This is a genomic window from Actinoplanes sp. NPDC048796, assembly GCF_040650035.1.
In the GTDB taxonomy this organism is placed as follows: domain Bacteria; phylum Actinomycetota; class Actinomycetes; order Mycobacteriales; family Micromonosporaceae; genus Actinoplanes.
Genome location: NZ_JBEZGO010000003.1, coordinates 551,347 through 567,038 on the forward strand (window position 1 = coordinate 551,347; position 15,692 = coordinate 567,038).

Sequence of the window (15,692 nt, forward strand, 5' to 3'; positions counted from 1 at the left end):
CACCATAGGGGCAGGTGCGATTATGGTCGCCGTGCGATCTTCGGAGTGGACACCGATCGTGGGCTGGCTCGCCGCCACCGCCACAAGCATCGTGCTGGCCTCGGTGGCCCTGCTCCCGGTCCTGCGGACCACGGCGCCCGAGGACAGCGCGCTGGCCGCCCTGCCCGCAGCCGACGCGAGCAGCTTTCCGGCGCCGCTGCCCAGCGTGACCACACCTTCGCCGGCCGCCCCGTCGGCGGTCTCTCCGAGCACGGCCACGACCACGACGACGACCCGGCCGCGCCCGACAAAAACGACGAAGCCGACGGCCAAGCCGACGACCACCCCGCCGAAGACGACTACCACCACGACGACGCCCCCGACCACGACGGAGGACGGCTGGACGGTGACGACCGGCGCCGACGGCGTACGAACGTACGTCCGCTCCTTCAAGGTCGAAGGCGGTCAGGCCGTCATCCGGATGACCTCCGACGGCGTCGTCTCGCTGGTGACCGCGACCCCGGCCGACGGCTGGGCCGTCCAGAAGGTCCAGGACTCACCGGGAAACCTGGCCGTCTACTTCAACGAGACGAACCACAGCTTCATCATCCACGCCACGTGGTGGGACGACCGCCCGTTCGTCGAGGTCAGCGAAATCGGGTCTTAGCAGGGCATTTGTTGATTACGTGATCGCGTCGAGGGTAAGTGGGCTCCGAGACTGAAGGGAGCTCACTGATGACGACGCATACCGAGCAACAGCCCACCGCGCAGCTGGTCAGCCAGCTGAGCGAACAGGTGTCGACGCTCGTTCGGGACGAGTTGACGCTCGCCCGGATGGAGATGGTGGAGAAGGGCAAACGGGCCGGCACGGGCGCGGGACTGCTCGGCGGGGCCGGAGTCATAGCGCTGTACGGGGTGGGTGCCCTGCTGGTGACCATCGGCGCGCTGTTGGCGCTGGTCATGCCGGTCTGGGCGGCCGCGCTGATCGTGACCGTGGTGCTGTTCGGGGCGGCCGGGGTGGCCGCGCTGATCGGCAAGAAGCAGGTGCAGCAGGCGCTGCCGCCGGAGCCGAAGGCGGCCATGGAGAGCGGCAAGCGCGACGTCGAGGCGGTCAAGGAAGCGATCCGGGAGGGGCGGCACGCATGAGCGACACCAGGTCACGTGACGAGGTGAAGCGGGAGATCGCCGAGACGCGGGCGGAGCTGGCCGAGACGGCGGCCGCCCTGGCCGCCAAGGCCGACGTCAAAGCGCAGGCCAAGCGGGTCGCCGCCGAGAAGACCGAGCAGGTGAAGCAGGCCGCGGTCCGCGCCAAGGAGGCCGCCGCGGCGAAAGCGGGCGACGTGAAGCAGGCCGCCGCGGCGAAAGCCGACGACGTGAAGCAGGCCGCCGCGGCGAAAGCCGACGACGTGAAGCAGGCCGCCGCGGCGAAAGCTGACGACGTGAAGCAGGTAGCGGCGTCGACCGCCGGTGACGTGAAGGCCAAAGCGGCCGATGTGAAGGCCAAGGCCGCCGACGTCAAGCAGGCCGCCGCTGACAAGACTCAGCAGGTCAAGAGCGCGGCGATCGAGAAGACGCAGGAGATCAAGGGTGGCGACGCCGGCGGGGAGGGGCATCCGAAGCATGCCGCTCCCGCGACCGGCGTCGCGCACATCAAACAAACCACGGCGGAGACCGCAGCCCGTGTCGCCGAGGCCGCCGCCGAGACTAAGGAACAACTCACCACCCGTGAGCCGGGCAGTCGCCCGATCCCGCGCGCGGTGATCGCCGGGGTGGCCCTGGCGATCGCGGCGGCGGCGGGCACGATCGTGCGAGCCCGCCGCCGCAAGTAACGGCTAGGGAACCGCGTCCTGGGGGAAGTGCTCGAGCAGAGCCTCCTCCAGGACGCCGTTCATCATCCGGGCGTACGTCCCGGTCAGATGGAATCGATTGCGGTAAACCGTGACGTTTCCGATCACGGGGGTGCAGATCCTCGTGCAGAGCCAGGGCAGCACCGACACGTAGCCGGCGCCCGCCTCGCGCGCGGCCAGCGCCTCGGCCGCGTTCCAGACGCGGGCGGTCGCCGCCGTCCGGCTCGTGGCGCAGGCCGAGATGTCGGCGACGTTGGCGCTGAGGCACTCGGGGCCGCTCTGATCCAGTACGGGCGTGTCGCCGAGCACGACCACCTGGGCGGCCGACCGTCGCAGCGTGCGCAGGGTCGTGGCCAGGCCCGTCTGCCACTGTCCGGGCGTGACCAGCACGCCCCGGCCCCGCTTCTGCGAGAAGCTTCCGCTTGTCACGATCACCAGCTCCGGCCGTACCGAAGCAATCCTGGAAGCCACGAACGACCGGAACCGATCGCACTCGGCGAAAGGCCGGCTCTCCTGCTGGTTCCAGAAGGTGATGGCCGGGGCCGGACAGGCCGGCTTGCCGAACAGCTGAAGTCGCCAGTGCCGCCGTTCCGCGATTTCCGACAAGGCGGGCAGCCACATCCCGGCGTGCGAGTCGCCGTAGAGCACGACGTCGGTGGCGGCGGCCCGGTCACCGAACACGCACGGCTCGATCCGGTCCGCCGTGGGGCCGGCCTCGCACTTGTCATTGTCGAAGCCCAGGTCGGTCGGGGCCGTGGCCAGCGCCGGCGTGAGGTCGGCCGGCAGCGCGCGCAGGGCCGGCGCCTCGCGGACGGCGGCGAGCACGTGCGACAGCGCGATCCGCGGCGCGGGCGCCTCGGCCTGCCGCGGGCGGGGCGGCGGCGCGCCCGTACACCCGGCCAGAAGCACCACGGCGAGGGCGAGGATCGGCAGACGGTCAGTCCTGGACATGCGGGGCCGGCGCTCCTAGTCGAGGTTGGTACTCGTCACCCCGCCCGGTGTCGGCGGCCGGCGACGTGGACGTCTTCCACCCCGCCACCGCGAGCGGCGCCGCGACCAGCAGGAGGGCCAGGGCCAGGCTGAGCAGGTGCGAGCGCTTGAGGCGCCGGCTGCGGCGGATCGGGTCTTCGACGCAGAAGTACGTGACCACGGCCAGCGCCACGCTGAGCAGCACGAGCACGGCCCGCGTGCGCGCGGGCAGCGGCTCGCCGGCAGCCTGCTCGGCGATGATCAGGACCGGCCAGTGCCACAGATAGAGCGAATACGACAGCCGCCCCAGGAACATCATCGGGCGGCCGCCGAGCAGCGCGTCCCCGCGACCCGCGAGGACGAGGACCGTCGCTCCCACCGGCAGCACCGCGGCGTACCCCGGGAAAGCAGTTCGCTCGTCGAAGGTCAGAGCGGCGATCACGATGAGCGCGACACCGACAGCGGCCATCGAACCGGCGATCCGGTACGGAATGTGGCGCAGGCGCGGCGCGGCCAGCCCGAGCAGGCAACCGGCGGCGAGTTCCCACAAGCGGGTCACCGGCGAGAAGAAGGCCCAAGGGCCGGACTGCCCGATTGAGTACGCGAGGGAGAGCACCGCCGCGCCGACGAGCCAGTACGGAAGGGCCCACCGGAAGCCGAGCCAGAGCAGGAGTACGAGGGCCACCGGCCAGACCAGGTAGAACTGCTCCTCGACGGCCAGCGACCAGAAGTGCTGCACGGGAGACGGCGCGGACTGGGACGCGAGATAGTCGACGCCCCGGCTCGCGAAGCGGAAGTTCGAGGCGAAGAGGGCGGCCCAGGTGGCGTCCTCGGCGATCTCGTCGCCACGCAGGAAGCCGAGCCGGTGGTAGCCGGCGAGAACGACGGTGACCAGCACCAATCCGGCCGCCGGAAGCAGGCGCCGGCACCGCCGGGCGTAGAAGCCGACGAGCGAGATCCGCCCGGTCTCGGCGAGTTCACGCAGCATCAGCGAGGTGATCAGAAAACCGGAGATCACGAAGAAGACGTCGACACCGATGAAGCCACCACCGACGCCGGGCACGCCGGCGTGGAAGAGGACGACGAGGGCGACGGCGACCGCACGGAGGCCTTCGATGTCGGGCCGGAAAGACGTCGACCCGGCGGCCGCGGGGGCCGCCGGGTGGCTCACGCCGGTTCTGGTCTCCATCATCGGAGATGAGATTAGGGCGGCGAAACGGGCAAACGGCGCTTTTAATGACGAAACAGCTCGTTATGCGGAGCTTTCTCCGAACCGCCGACATTGCCGCCCCAGAGCTGCTACTAGGGTGTCGATCATGGCTGACGTCGAGGTGTTTCCGCTGGGTGAGGTGTCGGTGGCGCACGAGCCGGCCACCCCGGGCGAGGTGGTGGCGGGAAAGCCGACGCTGGGCACCACACCGATCACGACGCTCGGGGACACGGGCGTGGAGATCGGCATCTGGGAGATGAGCACGGGCGCGGTCCGCGACATCGAGGTGGACGAGGTGTTCGTCGTGCTCGAAGGGGCGGCGACGATCTCGGTCGAGGGGGCGGCGCCGGTCGCGGTCAAGCCCGGGGACCTGGTGCGGCTCAGCGCGGGCACGGCAACAGTGTGGGAAGTGACGTCGCCACTGCGGAAGTTGTACGTCGCCTAGCTCGTACCGCGACCCGGTGCGTCAGACGTAGGCGCAGCCGCTGGCGGGGGTGCCGGTCAGGGCGATCATGTCGTTCAGCTTGTCGCGGGCCTGGGTCAGTTCGGCGATCTGGGCGTCGATGCGGTCCCGTTCGGCGGCCAGGCGGGCTCGAGACTCCGGGGTGCTGACCTTGGCGTCTACGCACGGCAGCAGGTCGGCGATGGTTTTGCTGGTCAGGCCGGCCGAGTACAAATGCTGAATCAACTGGACGCGGTCGACCGCGGGCTCGGCGTAGTGCCGTTGGCCGCTCGGGCTTCGGCTGGACAGCAGCAGGCCCTGTTCCTCGTAGTAGCGCAGCGCGCGAACACTCACGCTCGCGCGCTGGGCAAGTTCACCGATTCGCACAGTGACTCCCATCGCCGTTCTTGCCTCTGACGTCAACGTCAGGTTCCAGCTCAACCATAGTAGGTAAACGGGGCAGTCGCCCTGGCCACGGGCGAACGTCGGTCTCGTCACGCAGGCACCGAAGCGAGGGACAAGCCGGACTCGTCGATCGCTTCGCGTCCGCGCCGCGGCGAGGTGGCGGGGGCGATCGTCACCGCGCTGTCGGCTTTGTCGGGGTTCGCTTCTGACGGGGCGGGCGCTTACGCGGCGCCGAGGCGCCGCATGGAACGTGACCAACGCCGCGCCTCGAAAATCACCGGCGGCTACGAAGCCCCGGAGGTCCCGCTGGTAACCGTCGTGCGAGCTGCGCTCGACGGTGTCGAGGAGAACCGGCTCGAGGTAGTCGTCGACGGCCGGCGCGCCCACCTCAAGGGCCGGCAAGGGAACGGACGGCCGGCCGACTGTCCATGCGAGACAGATAGCGCCGATCTGAGCATGGGCCTCTCCCATGTAACACACTGAAACAAATCGGGAAATGTTTCTGATACACGCAGTCAAGCGTGTCACTGTGATAGATGTCAATGTCTATGCTGCGGGTATGAGAGCGGGCCCGACCGTGCGGGACATCGCGGCCCACGCCGGTGTCTCCATCGCCACCGTCTCCCGGGTCCTCAACGACCAGGAGCATGTCGCGCCCGAGACCCGTGACCTCGTGCACCGGGCCGTCGAGCAGCTGGGCGGGCGTGGGCCGCGACGGCGTCCGGCCCGGGCCGGGGCCGTCTTCGTGCGCTGCCCCTACCTGCTCACCGACTACTTCGGACTCATCGTCTCCTCCATTGCCGAGACGCTCGATCTGCACGGTCGTCAGCTTGTGCTCAACGCCGGCGAGGCCGCCCAGCACAGTGAGGTTCTGCCCTCTCTCGCCGGTCGGCCCGGCGTCGGTGGCGCCATCGTCGTGCTGCCGCCGGAGCCCGGCGCGGAGCTGGTCGCCCTTCAGGCCGCCGGTTTCCCCTTTGTTGTCGTCGACCCGCGCGAGGCCGTTCCCCGCGACATCGCCGCCGTGTCGGCGGCCCACTTCGCCGGGGCCCGCAGCCTCACCGAACATCTGACCCGGCTCGGTCATCGCCGGATCGGCCTGCTCGCCGGTCCGGACAACTGGCTGGCCAGCAGCGCTCGGCGGGCCGGACACGTGTCCGCGCTGGCCGACGCCGGGGTGCTGCCCGACCCGGCTCTCGTCGTGCCCGGCGAGCCGACCGTCCAGTTCGGCTACGACGCCGCCCGTCATCTGCTCGACCGGCCCGATCGGCCCACCGCGCTGCTCGGCTTCAACGACAAGGTCGCCTCGGGAGCTCTCGCCGCTGCCGCCGGCTGCGGGCTCCGGGTCCCTGACGATCTGTCGATCGCCGGGTTCGACGACATCGACCTGGCTCAGGCCACCAGCCCGATGCTCACCACCGTGCGCCAGCCGCTGGCCGAGATGGGGCGGATCGCGGTCGGTCTTCTCGTACGGCTTCTCGACCGGCACCGGCTCGACGCGCTGCACGTCGAGCTGGCCACCGAGCTTGTCATTCGTGACTCGACCGGCCCGGTTCCCGCTGCTGCGGCGGGTCGCTGATCGCGCCCCACTGTGGAAGGGGCGGCGACGCCTCCAGGGCCCGGGGAGCCGGGACGACGGCCTCGGACGGCTCGGGCAACGGTTCCGCGGGCAGTGGTGTCATCGACACGCGGGGCAGCGTGACGATCGCCGGGTCGACCTCGACGGCCTGCACGACGGAGCCCGTTCCCTCGTTCTTGACGAGCACCATCGCGTACTCGGGAAGGTCCTGAAGCACGCGCGGCTCGATCGTGTACTCGTAGACCCTTTCGGCCGACGACGCGTCGTTCCAGTTCGTGCCCCGGGCGGTCGACTCGGTCTGGCTCCAGTTGCGGCTCTTGCTCCAGTTCGTGCTGCTGAAGCGGCGCAGGTGACGGCCGCCGAGGCGGGATCCGCGTTCGCCGCCCTTGCTCTCGCTTTCGCCGTACGTGTCGGCCAGGGTGTGGGTCTCCTCGCCGCCCAGCGAGCGGGTGAGCCGGCTCAGCACGAACTTGTGCCCGCGCCCGACGAACTCGGCCGCCTGCTGTGCCTCCTGGTGGTTGCCGAGGCGCATCAGCGCCACCTCGCCGCCGCCGATGGTGCGCAGCGAGTCGGCCCGCAGGTGGGCGAAGAACAGGACCAGCCGGATGCCGCGCCGCTCGCAGAGGGTGCTGAGCCGTTCCAGCGCCCGGTGGTGGATCTCGTCGGCGCCGAGCAGGATCAGCGAGCCGATCGGCGGCTCGGCGCGGCGCACCTGGCGGCCCAGCCACTGCACGGTCAGGTCTTTGAGCAGCTCGTTCTGGGCCTGGCCGCCCTCACCGCCGGCCACCAGGCAGGTGAGGTCGGCGACGCCCTCCGCGGCGCCGGCCGAGCCCATCTCCTCCAGGGGGTGCAGGAAGGCCTCGATCCGGCGGACGCGCGCCGGGTCGAACTGCAGGCTGAGCAACTGCTCGCGCTCCGACGGGGTGATCAGAGGCGAGGCGGGCCGGCCGGCGAGCACGCGCAGCGCGGCCAGCAGGCGGCCCATGGTCAGCCGGGGCGCGAGGATGGTGCTGACCTCGGTCAGCAGCAGCGCGTCCTGCGAGCGTTCGGCCCGGTTGCCCTCGGGCGCGTCGCCGTACATGGCCTCGACCAGGCCGTCGACCAGTTCGGCCGGGGTGAGGCCGGCGACCAGGTCGAACTCGGCCAGTTGCTCGGGCAGCACCAGCTCGCGTACCGAACGGTTGGTCGTCTCGGCCAGCCGGATCAGCTCGCCGCTGAGCGCCTCGCCGGTGAAGTCGGCCAGCACCATCCGGCCGCGGGTGGCCAGCAGCGACCCGCCGAAGACGGTGAGCACGGCCTCCCAGCCGTACATCGTGCCGCCGATGATGTCGACCCGGCGGGTGCCGGGTGACGGGCTGGCCGCCGACCATTCCGTACGGGCGTCGACCGCCTGCTGTTGCTGTTGGTCGTGCCACTGGCGGCGGCTGTCCCAGGCGGCGTGGTCACGCGCGTACTCGTCCTGGGCCTTCTGCCGTGCGGTCGCGACGGCCTTGCGGGCCCAGCCCGGCATGAGGGCGGCGATCACGGCCCCGGCGATGCCGGCCACGAAGGCGAGACCGGCGAACAGGAACACCACGGTCCGGGCGCTGTCGCTGTCGTCGCGCGCGAGGACGCCGCCGCAGCAGCCGATCAGCACCGCGAGCAGGAGTCCGGCGCCGATCGAGATCAGGACCCGCCGGGTCGTGCCGCGTTCCGCGCGGGCCAGCCGCTCGCCCAGCTCGGGCGGCAGCGGCGCGGGCTGCGGCGGTGGCTCGGTGAAGCGGCGCCGGTAGAGGTTACGGTCGCTGAAGAGCCACCCGAGACGCTCACCCTCGGTGGCCAGCCGGGGCAGCGGATCAACGTTCGTCATCTCACCATCCGCAGACGTGTGGTCGCTCGAATCAGTCAACCAGAGAAGAAGATGTACCCATGAAGTGGCTATTACTTCTCCTCCTCCTGATGATCGTTGCCGCCGTCGCCGCGCGGGTGCTGCTCAAACGGGCGGCCCAGGATTCCGGGGCGGCCATGCGACGGCGTTGCGTGCGGTGCCACGGCACCGGCTGGGTCGGCGGTGGTCCGCAACGGACGCTCGACTTCGACGGCCAGGGCTTTCGTGACGAGCACACCCCGGCGACCATGTGCGACGCCTGCGGCGGCACCGGTTTCGCCGGAAGTTGACGTACGCCGTAAGGCCGCACCCAGCAGGCCGAAACCCACCACCAGGACCGCCGGGCCGAGAACCCCCAACGGCACGAGCGGAAGCGCGAAGAAACCGGCGAACCCCGCCCCGACCAGAACCGGAACCCACCAGCGGACCAGACCGTCGCGCGCCGCGCCGACGGCGACCGCGATCAGCCCGAGCAGCGACAACACCATCCCGGGCAGCGCCCAGCCCAGCGTGAACAGCGGATAGCCGTCGGTCAGCGCCATGGCCCGGTCGGCGACCGGGTCGCCGAGCGCCTGCCGCGCCGCCAGGTCGGTGTAGTCGCCGAGCATCAGGGCGCTGAAATTGATCAGCGCGAGCACGGTGACGAAGGCCGCCGCCCGGGTGAACCGGGCGCCCCGCTCGGCCACCGCGATGACCGCCGGCACGAACAGCACCCACGCCAGATGCAGGAAGAACGCACTGGCCTGAGCCAGCGCCGGATGCTCGGCGAGGGCGTCGGCGGGCGGCACGGTCGCCATACCGACCGCGAACGACAGCGGGGCGGCGACCAGGCAGATCAGTCCGGCCCGGCGCGGGAACGACGTCTCGGAGCGCGCGAGCATCCGGCGGGCGGCCAGGCCGTACGCGACGACGAGCAGCACCGGGCCGGTCAGGCAGAGCGGCACCGGGGAGATCGCGAAGAGCAGGTAGAGCGCCGTGCCGGCCAGCGCCAGCCCCGCCGTCCACCAGTTGATCACCCGCGCCCGGGCCGCGGCCAGCGGCACCACGATCAGCGAGAGGGCCCAGCCCAGGATGCCGGGCACCTGCCAGCCCCACTGGGCCCAGGCGTAGGAACCGATCCGGTCGTCGTAGGCGGCCAGTTGGGCGTCGGTCAGCCCGGGCTGCTGTTCCAAGGCGAGCAGCCCGACGTCGAAGGCCATCAGACCCGAGAACGTCACCAGGCCGAGCAGCGTGGCCACCCAGCCGATCGCGGCCAGCACCGAGCCGCGTCCCCTGATCCGCAGCAGCAGCCCGATGAACCCGACCGCCAGCAGCACCCACGCCCAGTGCAGCAGGACCGCGTGCCACAGGGTCGCGTCCGGGTGCTGCCGGTAGACGCCGTACTGCTCGTCCTCGCCGAGCGCCGGGTCGACACCGGTCGCCACCGCGAGCGCGACCGGTGCCAGCACCAGGCACGCCGCTGTCGCCTTACGCCACATCGCTTTCTCCCCCTCTGTCGTCTGAGGAGGGACGCTACGAACGGCGGGCCGCGCGGTAACCCGTACCCAGAAGGAACTCGGGTCCGCCGCGTGGGGGACGGGTTGTCATCCTCGCGGCGGGTTCGGCACCGGCCGTGGCGGCCGTAGCGTCGACGCATGATCCTGCGCCGGCTGCGGCCGATGGACGCCGTGGTGGCCGGCGGCTTCGTGGCGTTCGCCCTGGCCGAGGAGTACTTCATCCGGATGCCCGGATGGTGGTGGCCGTGGCTGCTGGGCCTGTTCGCGGTGCTGATTCTCGTACGCCGGCTGTTTCCCCTGCTGACGATGCTGCCGCACGTGATCGGGCCGCTGCCGCTCTTCTACGAGCCGGCGACCATCGCGGGCGAGGCGACGGTCAACTTCCGGCTCTGGCAGCTGGTCGCCGAGATGATCGCCGCGTACACGGTGGGCCGCTGCGTGCCGCCGACCGGCCGCGACCGGCGCGGCCTGATCGGTGCCGGGCTCATGGCGGCGACGTTCGCCGTCTACCTCGTCTCCGATCCCGGCGACCCGATGGCCGCGATCTTCTTTCCCTTGGCGCCGTACGCCCTGGGGGTCGTCCTCGCGGTGCAGGCGCGCCGCACCGCCGACGCCGCGTCGGCCCGTGCGGCCGTCCGCGAACAGCTGGCCCGCGAGGCGGTCATGGAGGAACGGGTCCGCATCGCCCGGGAGCTGCACGACATGGTGGCCCACAGCGTGACGGTCATGGTGATCCAGGCCGGCGTGGTGCGGCGCCGCCTCGACGCCGGCCTGCCGGTGGACCGGGAACTGCTGCACACGATCGAGTCGTCCGGCCGGGACGCGGTCGGCGAGCTGCGCCGCACGCTGGGACTGTTGCGCGGCGAGGGCGCCGAGAACGCGGAGCCGCCGGCCGGCCTGGACCGGCTCGACGAGCTGGTCGCACAGGTGCGCGAGGCGGGCCTGACGGTGACGGTGAGACGGGAGGGGGAACCGGTGCCGATCCCGCCGGCGATCGACATGTCGGCCTACCGGATCGTGCAGGAGGCGCTGACCAACGTGCTGCGCCACGCGGGCCCGTCGCCGGTGACCGTGACCGTCTCCTTCCACCCGGACGGCCTGCACCTCGCCATCGTCGACGACGGCATCCGGGTCGCGCCGGCCGCGGCGGGGCACGGCCTGATCGGCATGCGGGAACGGGCCGCGCTGTTCGGCGGGGAGCTGAGCGCCGGGCCGCGGACGGCGGGTGGGTTCGCGGTGACCTGCCGGCTTCCGCTGCCGGTGGTGGCCCGGCGATGAGCATCACCGTGGTGATCGCCGACGACCAGCGGATGGTCCGGGCCGGGCTGCGCATGGTGATCGAGACCGAGCCGGACATGACAGTGGTGGGTGAGGCGGGCGACGGGGCCGAGGCGGTCGCGCTGGCCCGGCGGATCCGGCCCGACGTCGTCCTCATGGACATCGCCATGCCCCGGCAGGACGGGCTCGCCGCGACAAGCACACTGCTCGCGGCGCCCCAACCGCCTCGAGTGATCATGTTGACGACGTTCGACACCGACGAGAACCTCTACCGGGCGCTGCGGGCCGGTGCGAGCGGCTTCCTGCTCAAGGTCTCCTCCCCCGAGCACCTGATCACGGCGATCCGGGTCGTCGCGGGCGGCGAGGCCCTGCTCGACCCGGCGGTCACCACCCGGGTCATCTCGGCCTTCGCCGCGCAGCCGGGGCCGCGGGCGCCGGCCCAGCTCGACGGGCTCACGCCCCGCGAGGCCGAGGTGCTGCGGCTGGTGGCCCGGGGCCACTCGAACGCCGAGATCGCGGCCGCGCTCGCGGTCGGCGAGGCGACCGTGAAGACGCACGTGGCCCGGGTGCTGATGAAGCTCGGGCTGCGCGACCGCGTCCAGGCCGTCGTCTTCGCCTACGAGTCCGGGATAGTCCGGGCCGGCGGCCACGGCTGAGAACAATCCTCAGACCGGCCGGCCGGCGGCCGATCATCACACCATGCTTGCTGCGGACTCCTCGGTCGCCGGCTCCGGCGCCCTGCGGGCGACCTCGCTGGCCTTCGTCGAAGTCGACCGCGCCGGGGTGATCCGCGAGTGGAACCCGGCCGCGGAACGCCTCTTCGGCTGGTCCCGGCCCGAGGCGCTGGGCCGGTCGCTGGCCGACACCATCGTGCCGGCGCCGCTGCGGGCCGCGCACGCCGCCGGTTTCGCCCGGCGCCTGGTCGCGGGCGACGACGCCTGGCCGGGCATCCAGGTGCAGGTTCCGGCCTGCCACCGGGACGGCTCCGACCTGCTCGTCTCCATGGTGATCAACGCCGTCGACGACGGCTACTGCGCGTTCCTGTCCGACCGGACCGAGTGGCACCACGCCCAGCAGCAACTCCAGCGCACCACCACGCTGGTCAGCTCGATCCTCGAGCACACCTCGGCCATGATCTCGGCCAAGGACCTGGACGGGCGCTTCCTGTTCGTCAACGGGACGTACGAGCGCGTCTTCGGTCTTTCCGCCCCCGACCTGGTGGGCCGGCTCGACACCGACGTGCTGCCCGACGCCGTGGCGCTCGTCTGCCGCCGCCGCAACCAGCGGGTCGCGGCCACCGGCGAGGCGGTCACCGGCCTCGAGGAGGTGCCGTTCGGCGACGAGATCCGGCAGTACGTGGTCACCCGGTTCCCGCTGACCGACCCCGACGGATCGGTGTACGGGGTGTGCGCCATCGCCATCGACGACAGCGAACGCCGTCGCAGCGAGGCCGCCCTCGGCGAGAGCGAGCGCCGCTTTCGCGCGACCGTCAACCACGCGCCCGGCATGCTGTTCCAGTTCCAGGTCGCCCCCGGCGGCGGCGAGTCGTTCACCTTCGTCTCCGAGGGCTGCCGGGAGATCTACGGCCTCGACCCGCGCGCCGTGATGATCGACCCGTCGCTGATCACCGACATCATCGCCGAGGAGGACCGGGAGTCGTTCGTCCGCAGCGTGACCGAGACCGTGCTGACCCTTCAGCCGTGGCGGTGGCAGGGCAGCGTGATCCGCCACGACGGCGAACGGCGCTGGCTGCACGCGAACGCCCGCCCGCACCGCCGGGCCGACGGGACGACGGTCTGCGACGGCATGGTGGTCGACCGCACCGGGGACCGCCGCACCGAGATGGAGCTCGACGAACTCACCCGGCGCCTGGCCGTCGGCCGCTTCACGGTGACCACCGGCCTGGACGGCCGGCTCCTGGTCGTCGAGTCGACCGGCGAGGATCCTTTGTCGTACGACGGCATGGAAGCGGCCTGGGCCGAAGCGCTCGCCGGTCTCCCGGCCGACGCCGACCTGCCCGAGCACGGACTCTGGATCCGCCTGCGCCCGCGCGTCGCCCAGGGCCGCCTCCTGATCGACGGCACGTGCTTCCCGCTGGCCGCCCGGTGAGCGCTGCCCCCGCGTTGAACGCCGCCCACGCGTTGAACGCCGCCCACCCCGCGACGGCCGGCCACGCGATGAGCGAGGCCCACGAGGCGACGGCCGGGGGCGCGGTCAACGGCGTACGGCTGCCTCGCAAGCTTGGTGAGACCGCGGTGCCGATGGAGCCGGTGCCCGCCGGCACGCCGCTGGCCGAGATCGTGGCTCTGCTGCGCGACGACCCGGACCGCCCGGGTGTGCTGATCGACTCCCCGACCGGGCCGCGGCTGCTGAGCCGCAGCTCGCGGACGCTGCACGATCCCCTCGTGCTGCCCGCCGGGACCGACGTCGACCTGGCCGCCGAGGCCGCCCTGGCCCGCCCCGACGGCGAACGCGACGAACCGGTGGTGGTCCGCTGGCCCGACGACCGCTACGGCGTCGCGCCGGTGGTCGGCCTGCTCACGGCCATGGCCGGCCGCTACGCCCGGATGTCGCGGGCCGACCATCTCACCGGTCTGCCCAACCGCGCCACCCTGCTGGCCGAGGGGCGGCAACGGCTGGCCGCCGGGACGCTGGCCGCCGTCGTACACCTGGGCCTGGACCGGTTCCACGAAGTCAACGACATGCTCGGCCGGGACGGCGCCGACGCGCTGCTGCAGCGGGTCGCGGCCGCGCTGCGCGGCGCCTGCCGGCCGCAGGACCTGATCGCCCGGTACGAGGGCGACCAGTTCGTGGTGCTGCTGGCCCACCCCTCACCGGCGCCCGACCTGGCCCGGCTCGGCCGGCGGCTCACCGACGCCATCCGCGGCCCGCACACGATCGACGGCGTGCCGGTCAGCCTGGAGGCCAGTGTCGGCGTCGCCGACGCCGGCCACGGTGACATCTCCGTGGTGGGCCGCCGCGCCGCGGCGGCCATGCACAGCGCCAAGAAGGACCGCATCGGCGCCGTCCGGTGGACCGAGGACCTCGGTCTCGGCCAGCGCGCCGACCTGCGCCAGCTCACCGAGCTGCGGGCCGGCATCCGGGCCGGGCATCTGCTGTTGCAGTACCAGCCGCTGCACGGCGCGGGGTGCCGCACCGCCCGCGGCGCCGAGGCGCTGGTGCGCTGGCAGCACCCGCAGCGGGGCATGCTGCCGCCCGGCGTCTTCCTGCCCGACGCCGAACGCTCCGACGTAATCCTCGAGCTGACCGACTGGGTGCTGGCCGAGGCCATCCACCAGGCCGGCCTCTGGCACCGCCAGGGCCGGGGCCTGCCCGTGTCGGTGAACCTGTCCGCCGCGTACCTGGCTCAGGACCGGGCCGTGCCGACGATCCTGGCCCTGCTGCGCCTGGAAGGGCTGCCGGCGTCGCTGCTCACCGTGGAGATCACCGAGACGGCGGTGCTGACCCGGCCCGATCAGGCGGCGGCACGGCTGGCCGAGATCAGGGCGGCCGGCATCCGGGTCGCCATCGACGACTTCGGCACCGGGTACACGTCACTCGGGTTGCTGCCGGAACTGCCGATCGACGAGCTGAAGATCGACCGGTCGTTCGTGACCCGCATGCACGACTCGAAGCCGCACGCGGTGATCATCGATTCGGTGATCGCCATCGCCCGCGCGCTCAGCCTGACCGTGGTCGCCGAGGGCGTCGAGGACGAGCCGACCGCGGCCGCGCTGGCCGAAGCCGGCGTGGACCTTCTGCAGGGCTTCCACTTGGGACGGCCCGGACCGGCCGAGAGAGTTCATCCGATTTCTCGACTATCGCCGGTCCACACCCGGCAGTAACCTTTCCCTCCGGAGAACAACGGGTAACGAAGGGTCCGCGATGACCGCTGCTACGGTCGACGTCGAAACCAGCCCCGACGGCACGCTCGTCATCCAGCCCCACGGCGCTCTCGACGCCGAGGACGCGGTCGAGCTGCGCCGCACCCTGGTCCACGCCGTGCGCCACGTGCGGCCCCTGCGGCTCGTCCTCGACCTGCACGATGTTCCCGACATCGATCCGATCAACCTGGGCACCCTGGTCGCCACCTGCTTCCTCGGCGACGACCATCAGGTAGCGGTCTTCCTCGACCACACCAGCCCCGCCCTCGCCGACCGGCTCAGCGCGGCCGGCGTGGCCCATCACCGCCTGCGCGACGTGGGGGTCAGCCCAGCCGGTCGGGAGCGCCCAGCGGCGTGAACTCGAAGATGTCCGGCCAGGCCGGGGCGTAGAGCACGTCGTCGTCCCGCCGCTCGCACAGGCCGGTGGCCTCGAGCATCTGCCGGACGCCACCCCGCGCGTCGGTGACCTCGAAGCCGTGCCCGCCGCGCAGCGCCTTGGTGTAGCCCATGAGCAGGACCTCGATGCACTCGCTGCCGATCTCGTCGACGCCGGCCAGATCGACCACGACCCGGCCACGGCGCTTACGGGCGAACGCATCCCACAGCCACCGCCGCAGCTCACGGTGGGCCGCCTTGTCGAAAGAGCCGCTCAGGTGCAGGTACGTGGTGTTGCCGGCCTTGTCGGTGTCTCTCTCGATGGCACAGCGGAGGTCCGTCATGCACCCGGTGTACCCGCCCC

Annotated in this window: 17 protein-coding genes; 11 read left to right on the forward strand and 6 right to left on the reverse strand. The window is 71.8% G+C overall.

All coding sequences use genetic code 11. The features are described 5' to 3' along the window. Nucleotides 1-22: 22 nt before the first annotated feature. From AB0C26_RS16315 to AB0C26_RS16325, 3 genes are all read left to right on the forward strand, one after another. A complete protein-coding gene (locus AB0C26_RS16315; RefSeq protein WP_360247451.1) occupies nt 23-646 on the forward strand; it encodes a DNA mismatch repair protein MutL in 624 nt (207 codons plus the stop codon). A 68-nt stretch (nt 647-714) separates the two neighbouring features. After that, entirely contained in the window at nt 715-1,125 is a 411-nt protein-coding gene (locus tag AB0C26_RS16320) for a phage holin family protein (RefSeq protein ID WP_360247453.1), read from the forward strand. Then, nucleotides 1,122-1,808 (forward strand): DUF3618 domain-containing protein, encoded by a 687-nt coding sequence (locus AB0C26_RS16325; protein WP_360247455.1) that lies wholly within the window; start codon nt 1,122-1,124, stop codon nt 1,806-1,808. The genes AB0C26_RS16320 and AB0C26_RS16325 overlap by 4 nt, the downstream gene beginning before the upstream one ends. 3 nt (nt 1,809-1,811) lie before the next feature. Here AB0C26_RS16325 and AB0C26_RS16330 read toward each other — a convergent pair whose 3' ends face one another. Both AB0C26_RS16330 and AB0C26_RS16335 read right to left on the reverse strand, forming a co-directional pair. After that, complete coding sequence (locus AB0C26_RS16330) at nt 1,812-2,777, reverse strand: SGNH hydrolase domain-containing protein (RefSeq protein WP_360247457.1); 966 nt, start codon at nt 2,775-2,777, stop codon at nt 1,812-1,814. After that, a complete protein-coding gene (locus AB0C26_RS16335; RefSeq protein ID WP_360247459.1) occupies nt 2,764-3,987 on the reverse strand; it encodes an acyltransferase in 1,224 nt (407 codons plus the stop codon). The genes AB0C26_RS16330 and AB0C26_RS16335 overlap by 14 nt, the downstream gene beginning before the upstream one ends. A gap of 124 nt (nt 3,988-4,111) precedes the next feature. On the opposite strand from AB0C26_RS16335, the gene AB0C26_RS16340 reads away from it, so the two are divergent. After that, nucleotides 4,112-4,450, forward strand: coding sequence for a cupin domain-containing protein (locus AB0C26_RS16340; protein ID WP_360247461.1), 339 nt, complete (start codon nt 4,112-4,114; stop codon nt 4,448-4,450). Nucleotides 4,451-4,471: 21 nt separating this feature from the next. Here AB0C26_RS16340 and AB0C26_RS16345 read toward each other — a convergent pair whose 3' ends face one another. Beyond that, a complete protein-coding gene (locus AB0C26_RS16345; protein ID WP_360247463.1) occupies nt 4,472-4,834 on the reverse strand; it encodes a MerR family transcriptional regulator in 363 nt (120 codons plus the stop codon). A gap of 261 nt (nt 4,835-5,095) precedes the next feature. Between AB0C26_RS16345 and AB0C26_RS16350 the strand changes: the two genes are divergently transcribed. Next, on the forward strand, nt 5,096-5,335 hold the full coding sequence (locus AB0C26_RS16350) for a hypothetical protein (protein WP_360247465.1): 240 nt from the start codon (nt 5,096-5,098) through the stop codon (nt 5,333-5,335). Between the two features lie 76 nt (nt 5,336-5,411). Beyond that, nucleotides 5,412-6,428 carry a substrate-binding domain-containing protein gene (locus AB0C26_RS16355; protein WP_360247467.1) on the forward strand — a complete coding sequence of 339 codons (1,017 nt, stop codon included), beginning with the start codon at nt 5,412-5,414 and terminating at the stop codon, nt 6,426-6,428. Here the strand turns inward: AB0C26_RS16355 and AB0C26_RS16360 are convergent. Both AB0C26_RS16360 and AB0C26_RS16365 read right to left on the reverse strand, forming a co-directional pair. Next, the gene (locus AB0C26_RS16360; protein WP_360247469.1) at nt 6,379-8,277 is read right to left on the reverse strand and encodes a hypothetical protein; all 1,899 of its coding nucleotides are present in this window, start codon (nt 8,275-8,277) and stop codon (nt 6,379-6,381) included. The two genes, AB0C26_RS16355 and AB0C26_RS16360, sit on opposite strands and share 50 nt — an antisense overlap. 71 nt (nt 8,278-8,348) lie before the next feature. After that, nucleotides 8,349-9,773, reverse strand: a complete 1,425-nt coding sequence (locus AB0C26_RS16365; protein WP_360247471.1) for a hypothetical protein — start codon at nt 9,771-9,773, stop codon at nt 8,349-8,351. A 156-nt stretch (nt 9,774-9,929) separates the two neighbouring features. Here AB0C26_RS16365 and AB0C26_RS16370 point away from each other — a divergent pair, with 156 nt between their 5' ends. The 5 genes from AB0C26_RS16370 to AB0C26_RS16390 are packed head-to-tail and all read left to right on the forward strand — an operon-like array spanning nt 9,930 to nt 15,311. Beyond that, entirely contained in the window at nt 9,930-11,069 is a 1,140-nt protein-coding gene (locus tag AB0C26_RS16370; RefSeq protein ID WP_360247473.1) for a sensor histidine kinase, read from the forward strand. Next, nucleotides 11,066-11,725: a response regulator transcription factor gene (locus AB0C26_RS16375; protein ID WP_360247475.1), complete on the forward strand. Its 660-nt coding sequence runs from the start codon at nt 11,066-11,068 to the stop codon at nt 11,723-11,725. Before AB0C26_RS16370 ends, AB0C26_RS16375 begins: the two co-directional genes overlap by 4 nt. Nucleotides 11,726-11,768: 43 nt before the next feature. Beyond that, on the forward strand, nt 11,769-13,178 hold the full coding sequence (locus tag AB0C26_RS16380) for a PAS domain S-box protein (RefSeq protein WP_360247477.1): 1,410 nt from the start codon (nt 11,769-11,771) through the stop codon (nt 13,176-13,178). After that, nucleotides 13,175-14,914, forward strand: a complete 1,740-nt coding sequence (locus AB0C26_RS16385; RefSeq protein ID WP_360247479.1) for a bifunctional diguanylate cyclase/phosphodiesterase — start codon at nt 13,175-13,177, stop codon at nt 14,912-14,914. Before AB0C26_RS16380 ends, AB0C26_RS16385 begins: the two co-directional genes overlap by 4 nt. Nucleotides 14,915-14,954: 40 nt before the next feature. Beyond that, nucleotides 14,955-15,311 carry an STAS domain-containing protein gene (locus AB0C26_RS16390; RefSeq protein WP_360247481.1) on the forward strand — a complete coding sequence of 119 codons (357 nt, stop codon included), beginning with the start codon at nt 14,955-14,957 and terminating at the stop codon, nt 15,309-15,311. On the opposite strand, the gene AB0C26_RS16395 is transcribed toward AB0C26_RS16390, so the two are convergent. Further along, a complete protein-coding gene (locus AB0C26_RS16395) occupies nt 15,277-15,672 on the reverse strand; it encodes an STAS domain-containing protein (RefSeq protein WP_360247483.1) in 396 nt (131 codons plus the stop codon). The genes AB0C26_RS16390 and AB0C26_RS16395 overlap by 35 nt on opposite strands. Nucleotides 15,673-15,692 lie beyond the last annotated feature (20 nt).

Excerpts from the sequence above, each read along its gene's own strand:
- AB0C26_RS16315 (WP_360247451.1), top strand. The coding sequence starts at position 23 with ATGGTCGCCGTGCGATCTTCGGAGTGGACACCGATCGTGGGCTGGCTC.
- AB0C26_RS16320 (WP_360247453.1), top strand. The coding sequence starts at position 715 with ATGACGACGCATACCGAGCAACAGCCCACCGCGCAGCTGGTCAGCCAG.
- AB0C26_RS16325 (WP_360247455.1), top strand. The coding sequence starts at position 1,122 with ATGAGCGACACCAGGTCACGTGACGAGGTGAAGCGGGAGATCGCCGAG.
- AB0C26_RS16330 (WP_360247457.1), bottom strand. The coding sequence starts at position 2,777 with ATGTCCAGGACTGACCGTCTGCCGATCCTCGCCCTCGCCGTGGTGCTT.
- AB0C26_RS16335 (WP_360247459.1), bottom strand. The coding sequence starts at position 3,987 with ATGATGGAGACCAGAACCGGCGTGAGCCACCCGGCGGCCCCCGCGGCC.
- AB0C26_RS16340 (WP_360247461.1), top strand. The coding sequence starts at position 4,112 with ATGGCTGACGTCGAGGTGTTTCCGCTGGGTGAGGTGTCGGTGGCGCAC.
- AB0C26_RS16350 (WP_360247465.1), top strand. The coding sequence starts at position 5,096 with ATGGAACGTGACCAACGCCGCGCCTCGAAAATCACCGGCGGCTACGAA.
- AB0C26_RS16355 (WP_360247467.1), top strand. The coding sequence starts at position 5,412 with ATGAGAGCGGGCCCGACCGTGCGGGACATCGCGGCCCACGCCGGTGTC.
- AB0C26_RS16360 (WP_360247469.1), bottom strand. The coding sequence starts at position 8,277 with ATGACGAACGTTGATCCGCTGCCCCGGCTGGCCACCGAGGGTGAGCGT.
- AB0C26_RS16365 (WP_360247471.1), bottom strand. The coding sequence starts at position 9,773 with ATGTGGCGTAAGGCGACAGCGGCGTGCCTGGTGCTGGCACCGGTCGCG.
- AB0C26_RS16370 (WP_360247473.1), top strand. The coding sequence starts at position 9,930 with ATGATCCTGCGCCGGCTGCGGCCGATGGACGCCGTGGTGGCCGGCGGC.
- AB0C26_RS16375 (WP_360247475.1), top strand. The coding sequence starts at position 11,066 with ATGAGCATCACCGTGGTGATCGCCGACGACCAGCGGATGGTCCGGGCC.
- AB0C26_RS16380 (WP_360247477.1), top strand. The coding sequence starts at position 11,769 with ATGCTTGCTGCGGACTCCTCGGTCGCCGGCTCCGGCGCCCTGCGGGCG.
- AB0C26_RS16390 (WP_360247481.1), top strand. The coding sequence starts at position 14,955 with ATGACCGCTGCTACGGTCGACGTCGAAACCAGCCCCGACGGCACGCTC.
- AB0C26_RS16395 (WP_360247483.1), bottom strand. The coding sequence starts at position 15,672 with ATGACGGACCTCCGCTGTGCCATCGAGAGAGACACCGACAAGGCCGGC.